19 protein-coding genes are annotated in these 18,794 nt (G+C 68.6%); 15 read left to right on the top strand and 4 right to left on the bottom strand.

Translation table 11 applies throughout. The features are described from left to right. Positions 1 to 130 precede the first annotated feature (130 nt). The 3 genes from mca (at position 131) to ACJH5R_RS00690 (ending at position 1,776) form a co-directional block, all read left to right on the top strand. Entirely contained in the window at positions 131 to 1,003 is an 873-nt protein-coding gene (gene mca / locus ACJH5R_RS00700) for a mycothiol conjugate amidase Mca (protein ID WP_406758695.1), read from the top strand. Then, on the top strand, positions 1,000 to 1,302 hold the full coding sequence (locus ACJH5R_RS00695) for a hypothetical protein (protein ID WP_406758696.1): 303 nt from the start codon (positions 1,000 to 1,002) through the stop codon (positions 1,300 to 1,302). The genes mca and ACJH5R_RS00695 overlap by 4 nt, the downstream gene beginning before the upstream one ends. Before the next feature lie 150 nt (positions 1,303 to 1,452). After that, a complete protein-coding gene (locus ACJH5R_RS00690) occupies positions 1,453 to 1,776 on the top strand; it encodes a DUF732 domain-containing protein (protein ID WP_406758697.1) in 324 nt (107 codons plus the stop codon). Positions 1,777 to 1,782: 6 nt separating this feature from the next. On the opposite strand, the gene ACJH5R_RS00685 is transcribed toward ACJH5R_RS00690, so the two are convergent. Both ACJH5R_RS00685 and pstS read right to left on the bottom strand, forming a co-directional pair. Beyond that, positions 1,783 to 2,895, bottom strand: a complete 1,113-nt coding sequence (locus ACJH5R_RS00685; RefSeq protein WP_406758698.1) for a PPE family protein — start codon at positions 2,893 to 2,895, stop codon at positions 1,783 to 1,785. A 20-nt stretch (positions 2,896 to 2,915) separates the two neighbouring features. Continuing rightward, entirely contained in the window at positions 2,916 to 4,028 is a 1,113-nt protein-coding gene (pstS, locus tag ACJH5R_RS00680; protein WP_406758699.1) for a phosphate ABC transporter substrate-binding protein PstS, read from the bottom strand. 175 nt (positions 4,029 to 4,203) lie between these two features. On the opposite strand from pstS, the gene ACJH5R_RS00675 reads away from it, so the two are divergent. Together ACJH5R_RS00675 and ACJH5R_RS00670 are read left to right on the top strand one after the other, a co-directional pair. Next, the gene (locus ACJH5R_RS00675) at positions 4,204 to 6,222 is read left to right on the top strand and encodes a thioredoxin domain-containing protein (RefSeq protein ID WP_406758700.1); all 2,019 of its coding nucleotides are present in this window, start codon (positions 4,204 to 4,206) and stop codon (positions 6,220 to 6,222) included. Between the two features lie 10 nt (positions 6,223 to 6,232). After that, complete coding sequence (locus ACJH5R_RS00670) at positions 6,233 to 6,616, top strand: nuclear transport factor 2 family protein (protein WP_406758701.1); 384 nt, start codon at positions 6,233 to 6,235, stop codon at positions 6,614 to 6,616. An 8-nt stretch (positions 6,617 to 6,624) separates the two neighbouring features. Here ACJH5R_RS00670 and trhA read toward each other — a convergent pair whose 3' ends face one another. After that, positions 6,625 to 7,338, bottom strand: coding sequence for a PAQR family membrane homeostasis protein TrhA (gene trhA, locus ACJH5R_RS00665; RefSeq protein WP_406758702.1), 714 nt, complete (start codon positions 7,336 to 7,338; stop codon positions 6,625 to 6,627). Between the two features lie 75 nt (positions 7,339 to 7,413). On the opposite strand from trhA, the gene ACJH5R_RS00660 reads away from it, so the two are divergent. The 4 genes from ACJH5R_RS00660 (at position 7,414) to ACJH5R_RS00645 (ending at position 10,752) form a co-directional block, all read left to right on the top strand. Next, positions 7,414 to 8,223 carry a (2Z,6E)-farnesyl diphosphate synthase gene (locus ACJH5R_RS00660; RefSeq protein WP_406758703.1) on the top strand — a complete coding sequence of 270 codons (810 nt, stop codon included), beginning with the start codon at positions 7,414 to 7,416 and terminating at the stop codon, positions 8,221 to 8,223. 6 nt (positions 8,224 to 8,229) lie between these two features. Further along, positions 8,230 to 9,597 carry a hypothetical protein gene (locus ACJH5R_RS00655; protein ID WP_406758704.1) on the top strand — a complete coding sequence of 456 codons (1,368 nt, stop codon included), beginning with the start codon at positions 8,230 to 8,232 and terminating at the stop codon, positions 9,595 to 9,597. 99 nt (positions 9,598 to 9,696) lie between these two features. Then, entirely contained in the window at positions 9,697 to 10,104 is a 408-nt protein-coding gene (locus ACJH5R_RS00650) for a hypothetical protein (RefSeq protein WP_406758705.1), read from the top strand. Between the two features lie 54 nt (positions 10,105 to 10,158). Beyond that, entirely contained in the window at positions 10,159 to 10,752 is a 594-nt protein-coding gene (locus ACJH5R_RS00645) for a DUF732 domain-containing protein (RefSeq protein WP_406758706.1), read from the top strand. Positions 10,753 to 10,774: 22 nt separating this feature from the next. Here the strand turns inward: ACJH5R_RS00645 and coaA are convergent, their stop codons facing one another. Further along, positions 10,775 to 11,716, bottom strand: coding sequence for a type I pantothenate kinase (gene coaA, locus ACJH5R_RS00640; RefSeq protein ID WP_406758707.1), 942 nt, complete (start codon positions 11,714 to 11,716; stop codon positions 10,775 to 10,777). Positions 11,717 to 11,761: 45 nt separating this feature from the next. On the opposite strand from coaA, the gene ACJH5R_RS00635 reads away from it, so the two are divergent. The 6 genes from ACJH5R_RS00635 (at position 11,762) to ACJH5R_RS00610 (ending at position 18,782) form a co-directional block, all read left to right on the top strand. Next, positions 11,762 to 12,958, top strand: coding sequence for a DUF885 domain-containing protein (locus tag ACJH5R_RS00635; RefSeq protein ID WP_406758708.1), 1,197 nt, complete (start codon positions 11,762 to 11,764; stop codon positions 12,956 to 12,958). Between the two features lie 183 nt (positions 12,959 to 13,141). Next, positions 13,142 to 14,416 (top strand): serine hydroxymethyltransferase, encoded by a 1,275-nt coding sequence (glyA, locus tag ACJH5R_RS00630; protein WP_406758854.1) that lies wholly within the window; start codon positions 13,142 to 13,144, stop codon positions 14,414 to 14,416. Positions 14,417 to 14,478: 62 nt separating this feature from the next. Beyond that, positions 14,479 to 15,306, top strand: coding sequence for an acyl-ACP desaturase (locus ACJH5R_RS00625; RefSeq protein ID WP_406758709.1), 828 nt, complete (start codon positions 14,479 to 14,481; stop codon positions 15,304 to 15,306). Between the two features lie 192 nt (positions 15,307 to 15,498). Continuing rightward, the gene (locus tag ACJH5R_RS00620) at positions 15,499 to 16,806 is read left to right on the top strand and encodes a PhoH family protein (RefSeq protein ID WP_406758710.1); all 1,308 of its coding nucleotides are present in this window, start codon (positions 15,499 to 15,501) and stop codon (positions 16,804 to 16,806) included. A gap of 53 nt (positions 16,807 to 16,859) precedes the next feature. Beyond that, on the top strand, positions 16,860 to 17,675 hold the full coding sequence (locus tag ACJH5R_RS00615; RefSeq protein WP_406758855.1) for a polysaccharide deacetylase family protein: 816 nt from the start codon (positions 16,860 to 16,862) through the stop codon (positions 17,673 to 17,675). 150 nt (positions 17,676 to 17,825) lie between these two features. Then, positions 17,826 to 18,782: an oxygenase MpaB family protein gene (locus tag ACJH5R_RS00610; RefSeq protein ID WP_406758711.1), complete on the top strand. Its 957-nt coding sequence runs from the start codon at positions 17,826 to 17,828 to the stop codon at positions 18,780 to 18,782. The last annotated feature ends 12 nt before the right edge of the window (positions 18,783 to 18,794 follow it).

Raw genomic sequence — 18,794 nt, 5'->3', positions numbered from 1 at the left:
GTGGAGTCGGGAGCGGTTACCGCGCCCGTCGCAGGTGGTGTAACGATGGGGGCCGGAAACCATCTGGAACTATAGGCGTCCGGTCCGGAGTTCCGGCAGGAGGAACCTGGAGGGAACGGGGAATGTGCGCATGAGTGGACTGCGGCTGATGGCGGTGCACGCCCACCCCGACGACGAGTCCAGCAAGGGCGCGGCCACGGTGGCCCGCTACACCGCCGCTGGGCACCGGGTGATGGTGGTGACGCTGACCGGTGGCGAGCGCGGCGACATCCTCAACCCGGCGATGGACCTGCCCGACGTGCACGGCCGTATCGCCGACGTGCGTCGCGACGAGATGGCCAAGGCCGCCGAGATCCTCGGGGTCGAACACCACTGGCTGGGATTCGTCGACTCCGGTCTGCCCAAGGGCGACCCGCTGCCGCCGCTGCCGGAGGACTGCTTCGCGCTGGTGCCCCTGGAGGTGTCCACCGAAGCCCTGGTGCGGGCGGTGCGCACGTTCCGTCCGCACGTGATGACCACGTACGACGAGAACGGCGGCTATCCGCACCCCGATCACATCCGTTGCCACCAGGTGTCGCTGGCCGCGTTCGAGGCGGCAGGCGACCATCGACGTTTTCCCGACGCCGGTGAGCCCTGGTCCGTGGCCAAGCTCTACTACAACCACGGGTTCCTGCGGCAACGGATGCAGCTACTGCAGGACGAGTTCGCCCGCAACGGCGAGGTGGGCCCGTTCGCCAAATGGCTGGAACACTGGCAGCCCGACCACGACGTGTTCGCCGACCGGGTGACCACCCGTGTCGAATGCGCCGAATACTTCAGCCAGCGCGACGACGCGCTGCGCGCGCACGCCACCCAGATCGACCCCAACGGCGACTTCTTCGCCGCGCCGATCGAGTGGCAGCAGCGACTCTGGCCGACCGAGGAGTTCGAGCTGGCCCGGTCTCGGGTGCCGGTTACTCTGCCGGAGACGGACCTGTTCGCCGGGATCGAGGACAACGGATGAACCACGCTGTGCTGACTGTGCTGTGGATGGCCGCCGACGACGGCGTGCCGCGCGACACCGGGCCGGATTTCGGCAAGGCCAGCCCGTTCGGGCTGCTGGTCATCGTGCTGCTGATGCTCGGCACGTTCGCGCTGGTGTGGTCGATGAACCGGCAGCTCAAGAAGTTGCCGGAATCGTTCGACCGGGAGGACCCCGCCGCGGACCAAGCCGCCGACGAGGGGACCGTCGGGTCCGCTTCGTCCGGCGATCTCCCGGGCGATGACGGGCCGGGCTCAGCGTCGCAGCAGTCGTCGAGCTAACAGCTCCCCAACGCCGGGTTTCGCACATGCGACTGCCGGATTAACCTTTGCCCCTTGGGGTTTCGTCGCTATGGCGAATATCGCCGACCCCAGCGCGGCATGCGATGATTGCCCTGAACCGCGGCTTGGGAGAAAGGTTCGGGGTTGGCCATGCTCGCAGATCGCTCACCCGGGTTGGCGCTGTCGCCGATCATCTTGATGGTGCTACTGGTCGGCCTCATCAAGGTTCCGGCCGTGCATGCCGACGCGGTCGACACCACTTTCCTGGGCGCCCTCAACTCCAAGGGCATCGACTTCGCCAACGGGCAGTCTGCGGTCATCGCCGGTCATGAGGTCTGCGACGAGCTCGACAGCGGCCGGCAGAAGAACGACGTGGTCTCCGAAGTGATGCAGAGTAGCCAGCTCGACGGCTACCACGCCGGTTTCTTCGTCGGGGTCAGCGTCAGTGCGTTCTGCCCGAGGCATCACGGTTAGTCCTGCTCAGCCGGCAGAGGGCGGCTTCGGCATGACCGGGCCCCGCAGTTCCAAACCGACTTCCAGGTCCTCGTACTTCTGCTGCTTGCGCTTGCGCCAGCCGCTGCCCGCAGAATTCGATGGGGGCACCATCGGCGGCATGATCGGCGGGATGCCAGCGAACGTCGTGGACTGGTTTGCGGGCAGCGGCGCCGCCGACGACGCCAGTTGCACCGGCGTCTGAGCCGCGGCCAGAAATCCCGCCGCGGCGGGCGGCGCGCTCAGCGGGCCCACCTTCACCCCGACACCGATTGCAGCCGAGGGTATTTCGGACAGGCCGGCGGCGCCCAGCGCCCCCAGCCCCCCGAGCGGCATGGCCGGGATCAAGGCGGACTCGCCCTCGGCGAGGCCCTGCGCCATCGCGGCGTTGACGTTCTGCAACGCCTGCGCCGAGGTGTTCTGGGCGAGATAGCTGAGCAGGTTGATCGGGAAACCGGAGGACACGAACTGGTTGGCATAGGTGTTCGCCAGGCCGGTCCAACTGGTGTTCGGGTCGAATGAGGTCAGCGACGACTCCAACGACGCCAAAGTCGAATCGGCAGAGGTGGTTCTACTGCCGGCTGTCGCGGGCTTCGGGGAGCTGAACGCGGGAAGTGTGGTGGCCTGCGCCGAGGCCGCCTGATAGCGGCTCATCGCGGCGGCGTTGTTCGTCCACATGCCCAGGTACTGGCTCTCGTTCTCCGCGATCGCCGCAGAGTTGTTCCCGAATCGATTGGTCGCCAGCAGTTGCACCCGGCGAGTGCGGTTGGCCTTGATCGCCGCGGTCGGGGCCACCGCGGTGCGGACCGTTTCGAAGGCCGCCGCGGCGGCCTGGATCGAGGCGGCGGTCCGCCGGCACTGCTGTGCCGTGGAGCGCAGCCACACCAGGTAGGGCTCGGCGGACTGCACCATCGCGGCCGCTGACCGGCCGCGCCACGAGTCCACCAATGCCGACAGCGCGGCGACATAGTCGTCGGCGTATTCATCGAGGTAACCGCCAAGCTGCCGCCACGCGCCGGACGCCTCGACGAGGGATCTCGCACCGGGGCCGGTGTGGACCAGCGCGGAGGTGACCTCGGGGGGCGCGGTTATGGACTGCATGACCCGTGGTGGTGGCTCGTTCAGGCGATCGCGCTGATAGCGGCCGATAGGCGCGACTTGAACGCGTCGGGGATGGGGACGTAGCCGTGGTCGGCCAGCTCGTGCTGGCCGTCGCCGATCGCGCTCTGCAGGAAGGCGCGCACCGCGGTTCCGACCTGTGGGTCGGGATACTTCGAGCAGACGATCTCGTAGGTGGCCAGCACGATCGGATACGCACCGGGCTGATTCGGCCGGTAGAAGGAGATGGTGTCCAGGGCCAGGTCGTTGCCGTCGCGGATGAACCAGGCCGAGGTAATGGTCTTGCCGACCGAGTCCTCACTGATCGCGACGGGGTCCGGGCCCGCCGAGGTGATGACGTTGGCCATGCCCAGCTGGTGGTTCTGCGCGAACGACCACTCGGTATAGGTGACCGACCCTTCGAGTTCGGCCGCGGCCGCGGCGACGCCCTCGTTGCCGTGGGCGGTCTGTCCGGCAGCGCCGTTGAAGGTTCGCCCGGCACCCTTGCCCCAGGTGCCCGCGGACGCGGTGTCCAGGTAGCGCTGGAAGTTGTCGGTGGTCCCGGAAGCGTCGCTGCGCGACACCACCCGAATCGGCAGGGCGGGCAGGGCTATGCCGGTGTTGAGTGCGGCGATCGCCGGATCGTTCCAGCTGGTGATGGTGCCGTTGAAGATGTTGGCCGCGGTGGGGCCGTCCAGGTTCAGCGATGTCACGCCACCCAGGCGAAACGCGATGGCGATGGGTCCGAACACCATCGGCAGGTTCCATACCGGCGCACCGCAGCGTTGCTGGGCGCGGTCGTATTCACCCTTGCTCAGCGGCGAATCAGATCCGCCGAAATCTGTTTGGTCGGCCAGGAATTCGTCGATGCCGGCACCGGAACCGTTCGGCTGGTAGGTCAGGCTCTGGCCAGGGCAGGCTTGGCTGAAGGTCGCGACGAACCGCGTCATGGCGTTGGCCTGAGCGGTGGATCCGCTGGCCTTCAGGTTCGGGTCTCCGCCGCAGTCCACCCCGGATGCCGGGGCCTGTGCCGCATGGCTCGGTGCGGTCGCGTCATGGCCGCCTCCGCATCCGGACAGCAGCGCAACGCCCACGGCCAGCAAGCTCGGTACGGCACGTCGATTGATGTCAACCACACCCCTCGGGTCGTCTCATCGGCGAATGTAGCAATGGCGTGTACCCGCAACATTGGTACTTCGCAGGAGAATTCAAGAGTTCAGCAACCGTTTTCGATCTGGTCATCAGCCGGGCAGGAAGCGTCTGCCTGCGGGTCCGTCGGCGCGCCGAGTGCCACAGGATTAGCGTGGATGGATGGCCAACCGTCTCGCAACGTCCGCCAGCCCCTACCTGCGTCAACACGCCGACAATCCGGTGCACTGGTGGGAGTGGACGCCCGAGGCCCTGGCCGAGGCCGTCGAACGCGACGTGCCGATCCTGCTGTCGGTGGGCTACGCGGCCTGCCACTGGTGTCACGTGATGGCGCACGGTTCCTTCGAGGACGCAGAAGTCGCGGCGGCCATGAACGCGGGCTTCGTGTGCATCAAGGTCGACCGGGAGGAGCGCCCGGATATCGACGCGATCTACATGACCGCCACCCAGGCGCTGACCGGGCGCGGCGGCTGGCCGATGACCTGCTTCCTGACCCCCGATGGCCGGCCGTTCTACTGCGGCACGTACTACCCCAAAGACGCGTTCTTGAACCTGCTTTCAGCGATCACCGCCACTTGGAACGAGCGTCGCGGGGAAGTCGAGGAGGCTTCGGACAACATTGCCACCGAGTTGCGCTCGATGGCCGCCGGACTGCCGGGGGACGGGCCGCCGGTCGATGCGATGCTCTGCGACGCTGCCGTGGCCGCGGTGCTGCGCGACGAGGACATCACCCACGGGGGATTCGGCGGCGCGCCGAAGTTCCCGCCGTCGGCGCTGCTGGAGACCCTGCTGCGTCATTACGAACGGACGGCGACCCGCCCGGCACTGCAGGCCGTGGAACGCGCCGGTGCGGCGATGGCCCGTGGTGGGATCTACGACCAGCTCGCCGGCGGCTTCGCCCGCTACAGCGTCGACAACGCCTGGGTGGTACCGCATTTCGAGAAGATGCTCTACGACAATGCATTGCTGCTGCGGGCCTATGCGCATTGGGCCCGACGTACCGGCGACCCGCTGGCCACCCGGGTGACCGCCCAGACGGCCCGCTTCCTACTCGACGAGTTGTCCGACCGTGGGATGTTCATCTCGTCGCTGGACGCCGACGCCGACGGCCAGGAGGGCTTGACCTATGTGTGGACACCCGAGCAGCTGACCGAGGTTCTCGGTGCCGACGACGGGGCGTGGGCCGCAGACGTTTTCGGGGTCACGGCGAGCGGCACCTTTGAGTCTGGCACGTCGGTGCTGCAGCTTCCGGTCGATCCCGATGATCCAGCGCGGCTCGAGCGGGTGCGCCAGGAGCTGCTGGCCGCCCGGCGGTCCCGGCCCCAGCCCGGCCGCGACGACAAGGTGGTCACCGCCTGGAACGGCATGGCGATCACGGCGTTGGCCGAAGCGGCTGTGGCGCTGGGAGATCCGACCCTGACTGCCGCGGCGCAGGAGTGTGCCGACAAGCTGCTTGAGCTGCACCTGGTGGACGGCCGGCTGCGCCGGGCCAGCCTGGGCGGTCGGGTGGGCGGCAGCGCCGCGATCCTGGAGGACTACGGCGCGCTGGCCACCGGACTGCTCAGCCTGTACCAGCTCGGCGGTCAGCAGCGGCTACTCGATGCGGCCGCCGGCCTGCTGGACACCGCGCTGGCCCACTTCACCGATCCGGAGTCACCCGGGCGCTGGTTCGACAGCGCCGACGACGCCGAGGCGCTGGTGCTGCGACCCAGCGACCCGATGGACGGCGCCACCCCGTCTGGCGCGGCGTTGATCACCGAAGCGCTGCTGACCGCGGCCCACCTGGTCGCCGCGGACCGTAGCGAGCGGTACCGCCAGGCCGCCACCGATGCGCTGGCGGCCCATGCCGCGCTGCTGGAGCGCGTACCCCGCGCGGTCGGGCACTGGCTCGGCATCGCCGAGGCCTACGTGCGGGGTCCGCTGCAGATCGCGGTGGCCTGCGACGGCCCAGACTCCGCGCTGCTGGCACAGGCGCGCCGGCTGGCGCCCGGGGGGACGATCGTGGTCGGCGGGGCGGCCGACTCATCGGAGCTGCTGATCGGGCGAAGCCGGGTGGGCGGCGCCGACGCCGCCTACGTCTGTCGGGGCCCGGTGTGTGACTTGCCGGTGGGCAGCGCGGCGCAGTTGGCCTCCGCACTTGGCGTTGCCCTTGGGGTGCCCGCAAATCCGGCATCCGTGTAACGTGCGGCACATGACGAGCGCACCCGAGCGGGCACAGGCCATCACCGAGACCGTCCACCGCTACATCGAGCTGGTCGGCGGCGGCGACGCCGATGCGCTGGTCGAGCTCTACGCCTCCGACGCCACCCTGGAGGACCCGGTCGGCGGCGAGGTGCACATCGGCCACCAGGCCATCCGCAACTTCTACTCGGCCATCACCGGGCTGGACCGCAAGGCCGAGCTGGTGACGCTGCGGGTCGCCGGCAACGAGGCGGCGTTCCACTTCGCGCTGACCATCACTAACGGTGACCACCGGATGCGCATCGAGCCGATCGACGTGATGGTATTCGACGGCGACGGCAAGATCGCCGGGATGAAGGCCTACTGGTCGGCGGAGAACATCACCCAGCTGTAGCCGCGCGGCTACGAGAGCACCGCGAACCAGATCGCGATGTACTGGCAGATCGCGGCCACAGCGGTGCAGGCGTGAAAGAACTCGTGGTACCCGAACGTCTCGGGCCACGGGTCCGGCCACTTCAGCGCGTACATGATCGCGCCGATGCTGTAGAGCGCGCCACCGACGGCCAGCAGCACCATCGCCGCGACACCGGCGTTGTGCATGATCGTCGCGATGAAAAACGCTGACACCCAGCCCAACAGCAGGTAGAGCGGCACCCCGACCCACTTCGGGGCGGTCGGCCAGCACAGCTTGAGCACCACGCCGGCCAGCGCACCGCCCCACACGATCGCCATCACCAGCCGTTCCTGGGCGCCGTGGTCCATGGCCAGCAGTGCGAACGGGGTGTAAGTGCCGGCGATGAAGATGAAGATCATCGCGTGGTCGAGCCGCTTCATGCGGATCCGGGCGGCGACAGACTTCCAGGTGATCCGGTGATAAGTCGCGCTGACCGCGAACATGCCCACCACGGAGATCGAGTAGGCCAAGGTGGCCAGGCCGGCCTCGAGCCCGGCCAGCGACCAGGCCACCGCGGTCAAGGTGATCCCGGCGATGACGGCCACGATGGCCGACACGAGGTGAATCCACCCGCGTGCCCGCGGTTTGGTGTGCGGCACGGTGAGGTCCGCCGGCAGCTCGTTCGGATTCGGCTCGGCGATGGTGTCGGTGTGGGTGCTCATGGGCCTTCCTGAACTCCACGCGGATCCCGGACTGATTCCCGTCATTGCTTTCAGATCACAGTAGTCTGGGTTTTTGTGGCAATCATCCCGGCGCGCTTGAAGGAGCCGTTGTACCGGATCTACGAACTGCGCCTCCGGCAGGGCTTGGCGGCGTCGCGGTCGACGCTGCCCCGCCACATCGCCGTGCTCTGCGACGGTAACCGGCGGTGGGCGCGCGACGCCGGCTACGACGACGTCAGCTACGGCTACCGGATGGGTGCGGCCAAGATCGCCGAGATGCTGCGCTGGTGCGCCGACGCGGGCATCGAGATGGCCACCGTCTACCTGCTGTCCACCGAGAACCTGCAGCGCGACCCCGCCGAACTGGCCGCGCTGATCGAGATCATCACCGACGTGGTGGAGGAGATCTGTGCGCCCGCGAATCGGTGGAGCGTGCGCACCGTCGGGGACCTGGCGCTGCTGGGCGAAGAACCCGCCCGTCGCCTGCGTGAGGCCACGGAAGGCACAGTAAGCACCGCCGATCCTGACCGCGCAAGCTCGCGCCTGCACGTCAACGTCGCGGTCGGCTACGGCGGCCGCCAAGAGATCGTCGATGCCGTGCGTGGCCTGCTCGGCAAGCAGCTGGCCAACGGCGCAACCGCCGAGGAGCTGGTCGACGCGGTGACCGTCGAGGGCATCTCGGAGAACCTCTACACCTCGGGTCAGCCCGATCCGGACCTGGTGATCCGCACGTCCGGGGAGCAGCGGTTGTCGGGCTTCCTGCTGTGGCAGAGCGCCTACTCGGAGATGTGGTTCACCGAGGCGCACTGGCCGGCGTTTCGGCGGGTCGACTTCCTGCGAGCGCTGCGCGACTACAGCGTGCGGCACCGGAGATTCGGGCGGTAGCGAGCCGTGGTGATGTTGTCGGCGCTGGTCTTCACCCTGAGTTGGTGGCTCGGGATGTACCTGTTGGCGCGCGACCCGCGCAAACCGGTGCTGGTGCTGGCCGCGGTCGGGTTGTGCGGTTTCGCCGCCGTGGTGGCCGCCGACGCGGTCCGGGAGGTGTGGCATCCGGTGCTGCTCGGGCGGGTGGAGATCTACCTCGCGGTGCTGCCCGGGGTGGCCTGGTTCGCGGTGCTGCTGGAGCTGGCCAGGCCGTGTGACCGATGGACCGGCCGGGCGCGCGACGTGACGTTCATCGGCGCGGTCGGGGCCGCCGCGCTGGTCGGAGCGACCTGGGCCGGCAGCGTGGAAGGCCCGCCGCGGGCCGGACACTGGCTGCTGTTCGCGGTGATCTCGGTGTCGACGTTGGCGGCGATGGTCAAGGCGCTGATCCGGCCCGCGCAGCCCGGTTCGGTGCTCGGTGTGGCCGCCGTCGCGACACTGTTCTTCGCCCTGGCCAACGCGATCCTGATCATCCCGCTGGGCGTGGTGCCCAGCGGGATAGCGCTGGCCAGCACCGGCGTCGACGTCCTGCTCCTGGGCCTGGCGGTGGCGCTGTGGGATGCCTTCGACGAAGGGCAGGCGCTGCGCTTGGACATGTTGCGGTCGTTTCTTGCCTGCGTCGCGATGGCGGCGTTGCTGGGTGGGCAGGTGTTGATCGGGCTGTGGTTGACCCGAGCCGAACCCGTGGCGCAGACCGCGCTGACGGTGCTGTTGTTCACCACGATCGCGGTCGGGATCGAGGTCCAGGTGTTCGTCGACCGGCTGGCCGGACTCTGGGACCGGCTGGCGTTCTGGCGGTCCCCGGCGTTGCGCGCCGACCGCGCCGTGTTGCGCGGCACCGAGGCGGCGCTGGCGCTGCGCTCGACCGGCCCGCTCGACGACCTCGACGAGGAGACCTTCGTCCGGCTGACCCGCCGGGCGCTGGGGCACTACGGGGATCTGTCGAAGCTCGTCGCCAGCCCCCTGACCGCGTTGCCGGTCATCGACGAGCGGTTGGCCGCCCGCGGTGCGCCCGATGCCCCGCTGGAACGCGCCAACGAGCTCAAGGCCGTGCTGGCCGATCGGATCGCCGCGCTCAAGCCGCGCGACGGCGGCGAGTTCGGCACCACCGAGCAGTGGCGTCACTACAACGCCCTGTATTTCCCCTACGTCGTCGGAGTGCGCGCCTACGCACAGAACGCCACCGCGGCCGGGCTGGACCCCACCGCCCGGCAGGCCTGGCAGTGGCTGGTCACCGAGGTGCCGCAGCGTTCACTGCACAACTGGCAGAACGCCGGGGCCCGGGTGATCGCCGCCGACCTACGGGGCCGGATGACGGTGTCGTCGGCGCTCTGACCTGCGCGTGGCAGTGCTTGGCAGTGCCACGGGTCGATGTGGCAGTGGTTGCGCCGCAAGGTCGAGGGTGTCCGCACCACCCTCGAAGGGAGTTTCCTCATGACCGCCATCACCACCCCGGTCCTGTCCGACTCGACCGACTCACTCTTGCGCTTCGCGCTGCGCGCCGACGCCGTCATCGTCGGAACCGTCGGCCTGGCCGGCGCGCTCGCCGCCCGCCCGATGGCGGCACTGGAAGGCCTCACCGCGGCCCACGAATACGCCCTGGCCGCCTTCTGCATCCTCTACGGCGTCGTGGTCTACTTCCTGTCCGCGCTGCCGGACCTGCGCCGCGCGGGTATCGGTGTGATTGCCGCCAATGTGGCGTGCACCGTGGCCGCCGTCGCGGTGGTCGAGGCAGGTGTACTGCCGCTGACCGGAATCGGGGTGGTGGCCATGCTGGCGAGCGCGGTCTACACCGCGTTCTTCGCACTGATGCAGTACCGGGGGCTGCGCCGCCTGGGCTGAGATGCAGCCCACTCAACGTGTCGCCGCGGCCGTCACCGTCTACAGTTCTCTCCCATGAAGTGGCGGCTGGCGGCGATGACGCTGATCCCCGGAACCCTGATCTACGCCGCCGCGCCGGCGCAGGCCGACGAGAAGACTTACCTCAGTTACCTTGAGTCGCACGGCTTCAAATACCAGAACAGTCCCGGGCTGACCACTCCTTCCGGGGCGGTGCAGTTCGGCAAGATCATCTGCGAGAACCTGCGGAAGGGCCGCCCGGCCAAGGACCGGTTCGGCACGAAGGTCGCCGACGGCGTCACCAAGGTCATGATCGACGGGGCGCAACGCGAAATGTGCCCGGACACCTTGGCTGCCGCCGCCACCCCCACGCCGACGCCGGCGGTGCCGCCGCCGGGCGCGGGCGAACCGCCGTCACCGGGGCCTGAGGTTCCACCGCCGGCCGACCCGGCACCGCCGCCCGGTTTCCCGCCGCCCCCAGGCTTCCCGCCGCCCCCGGGTTTCCCCCCGCCGCCGGACTTCCCGCCGCCACCCGGTTTCCCGCCGCCGCCCGAGCCTGCACCTGCACCCGCAGGGGAGCTGCCCCCGCCGCCGCCGGAGCCGGCGCCTCCGCCGGGACAGCCGCAGCCGGGCACCGCGACGCAGCCCTAGCGGTCGCCGCTGGAGCCACGGGCTAAAGCTTGCGCAGTCGCAGCCTGTTGATGGAGTGATCGGCGTCCTTGCGCAGCACCAGCGTCGCTCGCGGCCGGGTGGGCAGGATGTTCTCGATCAGGTTGGGCCGGTTGATCGAGCGCCAGATGTCGCGCGCTGCGGCCACCGCCTGCTGATCATTGAGCGCTGCGTAGTGGTGGAAGTGCGAGTCGGGGTTGGCGAACGAGGTGGAGCGCATCGCCAGGAACCGCGAGACGTACCAGTGCTCGATGTCTTCCACCCGGGCGTCGACGTACAGCGAGAAGTCGAACAGGTCGGAGATCATCAGCGTCGGGCCGGTCTGCAGAACGTTGAGGCCCTCGAGGATCAAGATGTCGGGGTGGCGGACCACCTGCTTGGCGCTGGGAACGATGTCGTAACTCATGTGTGAGTAGACCGGCGCGCACACGTAGTCCGCACCGGACTTCACCGAGGTGACGAACCGCATCAGCGCGCGGCGGTTGTAGCTTTCCGGGAACCCTTTGCGGTGCATCAGGTTCCGGCGCTGCAACTCATGATTGGGGTAGAGAAACCCGTCGGTGGTGACCAGATCCACCCGCGGGTGGTGATCCCAGCGGGCCAGCAACGCCTGCAGCACACGGGCCGTCGTCGACTTGCCGACCGCCACGCTGCCGGCCACCCCGATGACGAACGGCACCGGCCGATCGGGATTCTGGTCGTTCTCGGCACCGAGGAACTCCGCGGTGGCGGCGAAGAGCTGTTGGCGGGCGGCGACCTGCAGGTGCAACAGACGCGCGAGCGGCAGATAGACCTCTTCGACCTCCAACAGGTCGACCTGCTCGCCGAGGCCGCGCAGTGCGACGACTTCTGCTTCGGTGAGTGGCATCGGCGTCGACATACGGAGTGTCCGCCATTGACGTCGGTCGAACTCCACGTAGGGAGTCGGCTCGCTCAGCCGCCGCATGACCATACAGTCTTGCAGTAGCCGCGACGGTTAACCTGATCGGGTATGGAGCCCGCCGCCTTGATCCGTGAATACCTGTTGCTCGGTCTGCGCTTTGACCGCATCGAGCAGGGTTACGTCGACGCCTTCACCGGCGACCCCGAGCTGCAGCGACTGGTCGCCAACGAGCCGATGCCCAACCCGTCCGACCTGGCCCGTCAGGCCGAGAAGCTGGTCGCTGCGCTGCCGGGCGGCCTCGATCCGGCGCGCGCTGAGTACCTGCGGGTGCACCTGCGGGCGCTGGCGTGCGCCGGGCGCAAGTTCGCCGGGGAGCAGGTCGGCTTCGTCGAGGAGGTCCGCGACTACTTCGATGTCGACATCGTCAAGGGCGACACCGACCGCTATCGCCAAGCCCACGCCCGGCTGGACGAAGCGCTGGGTGGCACCGGCCCGCTGGCCGAGCGGATGGCCGCGCACCGGAAGGCCGAGGAGATTCCGCCGGAGCGGCTCGAAGCCGCTATCCACGCGTTCTCCTCGGCGCTGCGCGACCGGGTGCGGGTGCATTTCCCGTTGCCGGAGACCGAAACCATCACCTACGAAGTGGTCACCGACAAGCCGTGGTCGGGGTTCAACTACTACCGCGGCGACTACCGCTCCACGGTGGCGGTCAACGCCGATCTCAAGCAGCTGATGTCGAATCTGCCGCGGTTGGTGGCCCACGAGTCCTACCCGGGTCATCACACCGAGCACTGCCGCAAGGAGGCCGGGCTGGTCGAAAAGCTCGGCCAGGCCGAGCAGACCATCTTCTTGGTCAACACCCCGCAATGTCTGATGGCCGAGGGCCTGGCCGATCTGGCGTTGTATGCGGCGGTCGGGCCGGGTTGGGGTGGCTGGGCCGCCGAGATCTACGCCGACCTGGGCCTGCAGTTCGACGGGGCCCGGGCCGAAGCGGTGTCCGAGGCCGCCGCGGCGCTGGCCGACGTGCGGCAGGACGCGGCGCTGATGCTGCACGACGAGCATCGCGACGCCGACGAGGTGGCCGACTACCTGCGGCGCTGGCTGTTGGTCACCGATGACCGGGCCCGCCAGAGCCTGCGGTTCTTGTCCTCGCCGTTGTGGCGGGCCTACACCTCGACCTACGTGGAGGGCTACCGGCTGCTGCGCGGCTGGCTGGACGCCGCGCCGCCCGGGGTGAGTCTCACCGAGCGGTTCGGTCGGTTGCTCGACGAACCGTTGACCCCGTCGACGCTGCGGGCCGACTGAGGCCCCGGGGCGCCGGGCCGGCCGGGTGAGTGTGTGGATTTACACACTGGACCTCGTGATTTGCGGATAAATCCGCACAGTTGGCGCAGGGGAGCGATCGCTGGCCTGCGGCAATCGGGTGAAGGTCCGCGTGCCAAACTGGAGGGCGTGACTGCCGCACCGAACACCCGCCCCGCGTCCACCATGTCGACCCCGCTGGCCGAACTCGACCCCGACATCGCCGAGCTGCTCGGCAAGGAACTGGGCCGTCAGCGCGACACGCTGGAGATGATCGCCTCGGAGAACTTTGTCCCGCGGGCGGTGCTGCAGGCACAGGGCAGTGTGTTGACCAACAAGTACGCCGAGGGCCTGCCGGGCCGGCGCTACTACGGCGGGTGCGAGCACGTCGACGTGGTGGAGAACATCGCCCGCGACCGTGCCAAGGCACTGTTCGGCGCTGACTTCGCCAACGTCCAGCCGCACTCGGGTGCGCAGGCCAACGCCGCGGTGCTGCAGGCGTTGATGGAGCCCGGCGACCGCCTGCTTGGCCTGGACCTGGCCAATGGGGGACACCTGACCCACGGGATGCGGTTGAACTTCTCCGGCAAGCTCTACGAGAACGCCTTCTACGGCGTCGACCCGGTCACTCACCGCGTCGACATGGACGTGGTGCGCACCCAGGCGCTGGAGTTCAAGCCGAAGGTGATCATCGCCGGCTGGTCGGCCTACCCGCGTGTCCTCGACTTCGCGGCGTTCCGGTCGATCGCCGACGAGGTCGGCGCGACGCTGTGGGTGGATATGGCGCACTTCGCCGGGCTGGTGGCCGCGGGTCTGCACCCGTCGCCGGTGCCGCACGCCCAGGTGGTGTCCACCACGGTGCACAAGACGCTCGGCGGCCCGCGGTCCGGTCTGATCGTCGGCCAGAAGGAATTCGCCAAGCAGATCAACTCGGCGGTCTTCCCGGGCCAGCAGGGCGGCCCGCTGATGCACGTGATCGCCGCCAAGGCCGTCGCGCTGAAGATCGCCGGCACCCCCGAATTCGCCGAGCGCCAGCAGCGGGTGCTCTCCGGCGCGAAGATCATCGCCGAGCGGCTGCTGGCCGCCGACGTGGCCAAGGCCGGCGTCTCGGTGGTCAGTGGCGGTACCGACGTGCACCTGGTGCTCGTCGACCTGCGGGACTCGCCGCTGGACGGCCAGATGGCCGAGGACCTGCTGCACGAGGTCGGCATCACCGTCAACCGCAACGCGGTCCCGAACGACCCGCGGCCGCCGATGGTGACCTCCGGGCTTCGGGTGGGCACCCCGGCGCTGGTCGCTCGTGGTTTCGGCGACGCCGAGTTCACCGAGGTCGCCGATGTCATCGCCACCGCGCTGGCGGACGGTTCGGCCGCTGACGTGCCGGCGCTGCGGGCCCGGGTTGCCAAGCTGGCGCAGGACTTCCCGCTGTACGACGGCCTGGAGGACTGGAAGCTCGCCTGACTGGCGAACACGCCGTACCCCGAGTTGACAGGATAGTGTGAATTCGGGTTACAGTTACTTTCATGGCTGAACGTCCCGTTGCTAATGCACTGATCCGCGAGCTGGAGCCGGTGGTCGACGCGAACTTGGTCCGACACATCGACACGGTGGACCCGTGGTACGCGCACGACTTCGTGCCGTTCGAGCAGGGCCAGAACTTCGCGTTTCTCGGCGGCCAGGACTGGGACCCGTCGCAGGTCACGCTGCCCAAGCTGATCACCGACGCCTGCGAGATCCTGCTCGTGGAGAAGGACAGCCTGGCCGGCTACCACCGTGAGCTGGTCGAGCACTTCATCCTCGAGGACAAGTGGGGCCGCTGGATCGGCCGGTGGACCGCCGAAGAGCACCTGCACGCCATCGCGCTGCGCGAGTACCTCATCGTGACCCGGGAGATCGACCCCGACGAGAACGAGCGTGTCCGGATGGAGCACGTGCAGAAGGGCTACCGCGCCGACCGCTACAGCCAGGTCGACACGCTGGTGTTCATGGCCTTCTACGAACGCGCCTGCGCCGAGTTCTGCCGCAACCTGGCCGACCAGATCGATGAGCCCGTACTCAAGGGGCTGATCGGCCGGATCGCCGGCGACGAGGAGCGGCACGAGGAGTTCTTCGCGAACCTTGTCGCGCACTGCCTGGACTTCGTGCACGACGAGACGGTGGCCGCGATCGCCGCCCGGGCCGCCGAGCTCAAGGTCGTCGGCGCCGACATCGACGCCTACGCCGATCGGCAGGCCGCACTCGCCGAGGCCGGCATCTTCGGGCCCGACCAGTTGCGCCGGGTGATCTCCGACCGAATCAGCGCTTGGGGCTTGGCTGCCAACCCCGATCTGAAGCCGTTCGTCATCGGCTGAAAACTCCGGCGCGCCTGCGCAGCGCGCACGCGCCGACGGGGGTACCGTCGCAATCGATGGCTAGCCACACGCTTCGCTGTCTCATCGGCACCACCGGTCGTGATTACGACAGGACCGGCCCCGGTCCTGTGCCGTGCCCCCCGTCGAAATGTTCGCGCGGGGTCGCGCGTGCCCTCACCGCTGGAGCGCTTAGTGCCTGAAATCCGGACGTACGTGCTCGACACCTCCGTACTGCTGTCGGACCCGTGGGCTTGCACCCGGTTCGCCGAACACGAGGTTGTCGTCCCGCTGGTGGTCATCAGTGAGTTGGAGGCCAAACGCCACCATCATGAGCTCGGCTGGTTCGCCCGCCAGGCGCTACGCATCTTCGACGACATGCGACTAGAGCACGGACGGCTCGACCAGCCCATTCCCGTTGGGACACAGGGCGGTACGCTGCACGTCGAGCTCAATCACAGCGACCCCGCGGTGTTGCCGACCGGGTTCCGCACCGACAGCAACGACTCCCGGATCCTGACCTGTGCGGCCAACTTGGCGGCCGAAGGACGCCACGTCACGTTGGTCAGCAAGGACATTCCGCTGCGGGTCAAGGCCGCCGCGCTGGGTCTGGCTGCCGACGAATACCACGCCCAGGACGTCATCGTCTCCGGCTGGACCGGGATGGACGAGGTCGAGGCGTCCGTCGAGGACGTCGACGCGCTGTTCGACGAGGGCGAAATCGATCTGGCCTCTGCACGGGATCTGCCGTGCCACACCGGAATCCGTCTGCTGGCGGGCAGTTCGCATGCCTTGGGGCGGGTCAACGCGGCCAAGCAGGTCCAGTTGGTCCGCGGCGACCGGGAGGCGTTCGGTCTGCGCGGGCGGTCCGCTGAGCAGCGGGTGGCGCTGGATCTGCTGCTCGACGAATCGGTGGGCATCGTCTCGCTGGGCGGCAAGGCCGGCACCGGTAAGTCCGCGCTGGCGCTGTGTGCCGGCCTGGAAGCGGTCTTGGAGCGGCGCACCCAGCGCAAGGTGGTGGTGTTCCGCCCGCTGTACGCCGTCGGCGGTCAGGAACTCGGTTACCTGCCGGGCAGCGAGAACGAGAAGATGGGGCCCTGGGCTCAGGCGGTGTTCGACACCCTCGAGGGTCTGGCCAGCCCGGCAGTGCTCGAGGAGGTGCTGTCACGCGGCATGCTGGAGGTGTTGCCGCTGACGCATATCCGCGGGCGCTCGTTGCACGACTCGTTCGTGATCGTCGACGAAGCGCAATCGCTGGAGCGCAACGTGCTGCTGACCGTGCTGTCGCGGCTGGGCACCGGCTCGCGGGTGGTGCTCACCCACGACGTCGCGCAGCGGGACAACCTACGGGTCGGTCGGCACGACGGCATCGCCGCGGTGATCGAGAAGCTCAAGGGTCACCCGCTGTTCGCCCACATCACCCTGCTGCGCAGCGAACGCTCGCCGATCGCCGCCCTGGTCACCGAGATGCTCGAGGAGATCAGCGGACCCGACCTGAGCTGAGCCCCCGGTAGGCTGCCGGGGTGGCAAAACCCTGGCATGTCGGTGTGGTTGCGATGGCCGTTGCGGTGCTCGGCGCCTGCACCAGCCATGTCCACGAGGCGTCGGCCGAACCGGTGGACTGCGCCGTGGACAAGTGTGTGGCGCTGACCTTCGACGACGGTCCGTCGCCCTACACCGACCGGCTGTTGGGGATATTGAACGACGCCGGCGCGCGCTCCACGTTCTTCCTGATCGGCAACAAGGTGGCGGCCGACCCGGCGGGCGCCAAGCGGATCGCCGACGCCGGCATGGAGATCGGCAGTCATACCTGGGAACACCCGAACATGACCACGATCCCGGCAGCGGACGTGCCCGCGCAGTTCGCCAAGGCCACCGACGCGATCCGCTCCGCGACCGGCGTCACCCCGACGCTGTGGCGCCCGCCCGGCGGGCTCACCGACGCGGCGGTCAATGCGCGGGCCGCCGAGGCCGGACAGGCTGCGATCTTGTGGGATGTCATCCCGTTCGACTGGATCAACGACGCCGACACCAATGCCACCCGCTACATGCTGATGACCCAGATCAAGCCCGGCTCGGTGGTGCTGTTCCACGACACCTACTCATCCACGGTGGATCTGGTCTACCAGTTCCTGCCGGTGCTCAAAGCCAATGGCTACCACGTGGTTACGGTCAGCCAGCTGCTCGGTCCGCGCACGCCGGGCAGCGTGTACGGCAGCCGGGACAACGGCCCGCCGGTCAATGAGCTGCAGGACATCCCACCCGCGGACATCCCGGGGCTGCCGGCGACGCCGTCGCCGCCGCCGATGCCGAACTTCCCGATCACCGACATTGCCGGGGCGAATTCCGGGGGACCCAACAACGGCGCGTGAGCGCGGGGGTGCTTGTTCGCGAGATTGCGCTCACGCAGGTGGCTACTCGAACTTTTCCTGCATAGTTGCGATCTCGCGGCTTGGTCTCGACCCTTGACACCTTGACACAAAAAACTATTCTTTGTGTCAAGTGAGTCGAGGAGGCCTCAGATGACGGCAGTGATCAGTCGTGTCACCAGCATCGACCCTGCCTCTCGGGTTCGGCCCGAGGTGATGGCCCAATTCCGCAGGCACTCCGGCAGCGTGCTGTCGGGCCTGTTCGGCGCCGCGGCGTTCGACGAGGTGGCGTTGGTGCCGGTGGCCGCCGCGGTGGACAAGACCGGGCGCTTCGAACGCAACTTCACCGACCGCGCCATCCGCAGCGGATTCTCTGCCCTGCTTGCCATCTGGGGTGATGCCGAGGACCGCGCGGCCGAAGGCGAGCGACTCAAGCGGATGCACCGCGACGTGCACGGCCACGGCAAGGGCGACTTCGCCGACGTCCGCTACAGCGCGCTGAACCCGCGGCTGTGGAACTGGATTGCCGTCAGCGGCATGTTCGTGACCCTCAATTCGTTCACCCCCGTCACCGGCATCAAATGGAACGACGCCGAGCGGGAGGCGGCCTACCAGCAACTGGTCGAGGCGTTCAGCGCTCTCGAGCTGCCCGGCAAGGCCGGCAAGTTCCCCGCGACCTATGTCGAGGCCGCCGAGTACTACGACCAGATGGTGCAGACCGACCTGGCGGCCAACCCGTTCTTGGATCGGGTCACCGCCGGGCTGGGCAAGCTGCCGCTGCCGTCGGCCCTGCCGGCCCCGGTACGGGCCGCGGCTGCTCCGCTGTGGTCGGTCCTCAGCGCGGGGGCCGGCCGCGTGGTCAAGATCTGTTCGTTCGGGATCATGCACCCCGGGGTTCGGGAGCTGACGGGTTTCCGGTGGCAGCCGCACCACGACGTCGAATTCAACTTCTACACCCAGCTGCTGCAGATGGCGTGGCGGGTGTTGCCCGATCGCGTCGTGCTGGTGCCGCTGGCCTACAACCGGCTGCAGTACGAGAAGCTGGTGAAGATGCACCGCTCGGTCGCGCTGGATTCCTTTGCGCCGCCCGGCGGCTGCCCGATGGGATGACACACTGGTGCC

Source organism: Mycobacterium sp. SMC-19, assembly GCF_045310815.1.
Lineage (GTDB): Bacteria > Actinomycetota > Actinomycetes > Mycobacteriales > Mycobacteriaceae > Mycobacterium.
Note: the sequence above shows the minus strand (reverse complement) of the source record. Positions and strands in the feature narration are given on the sequence as shown.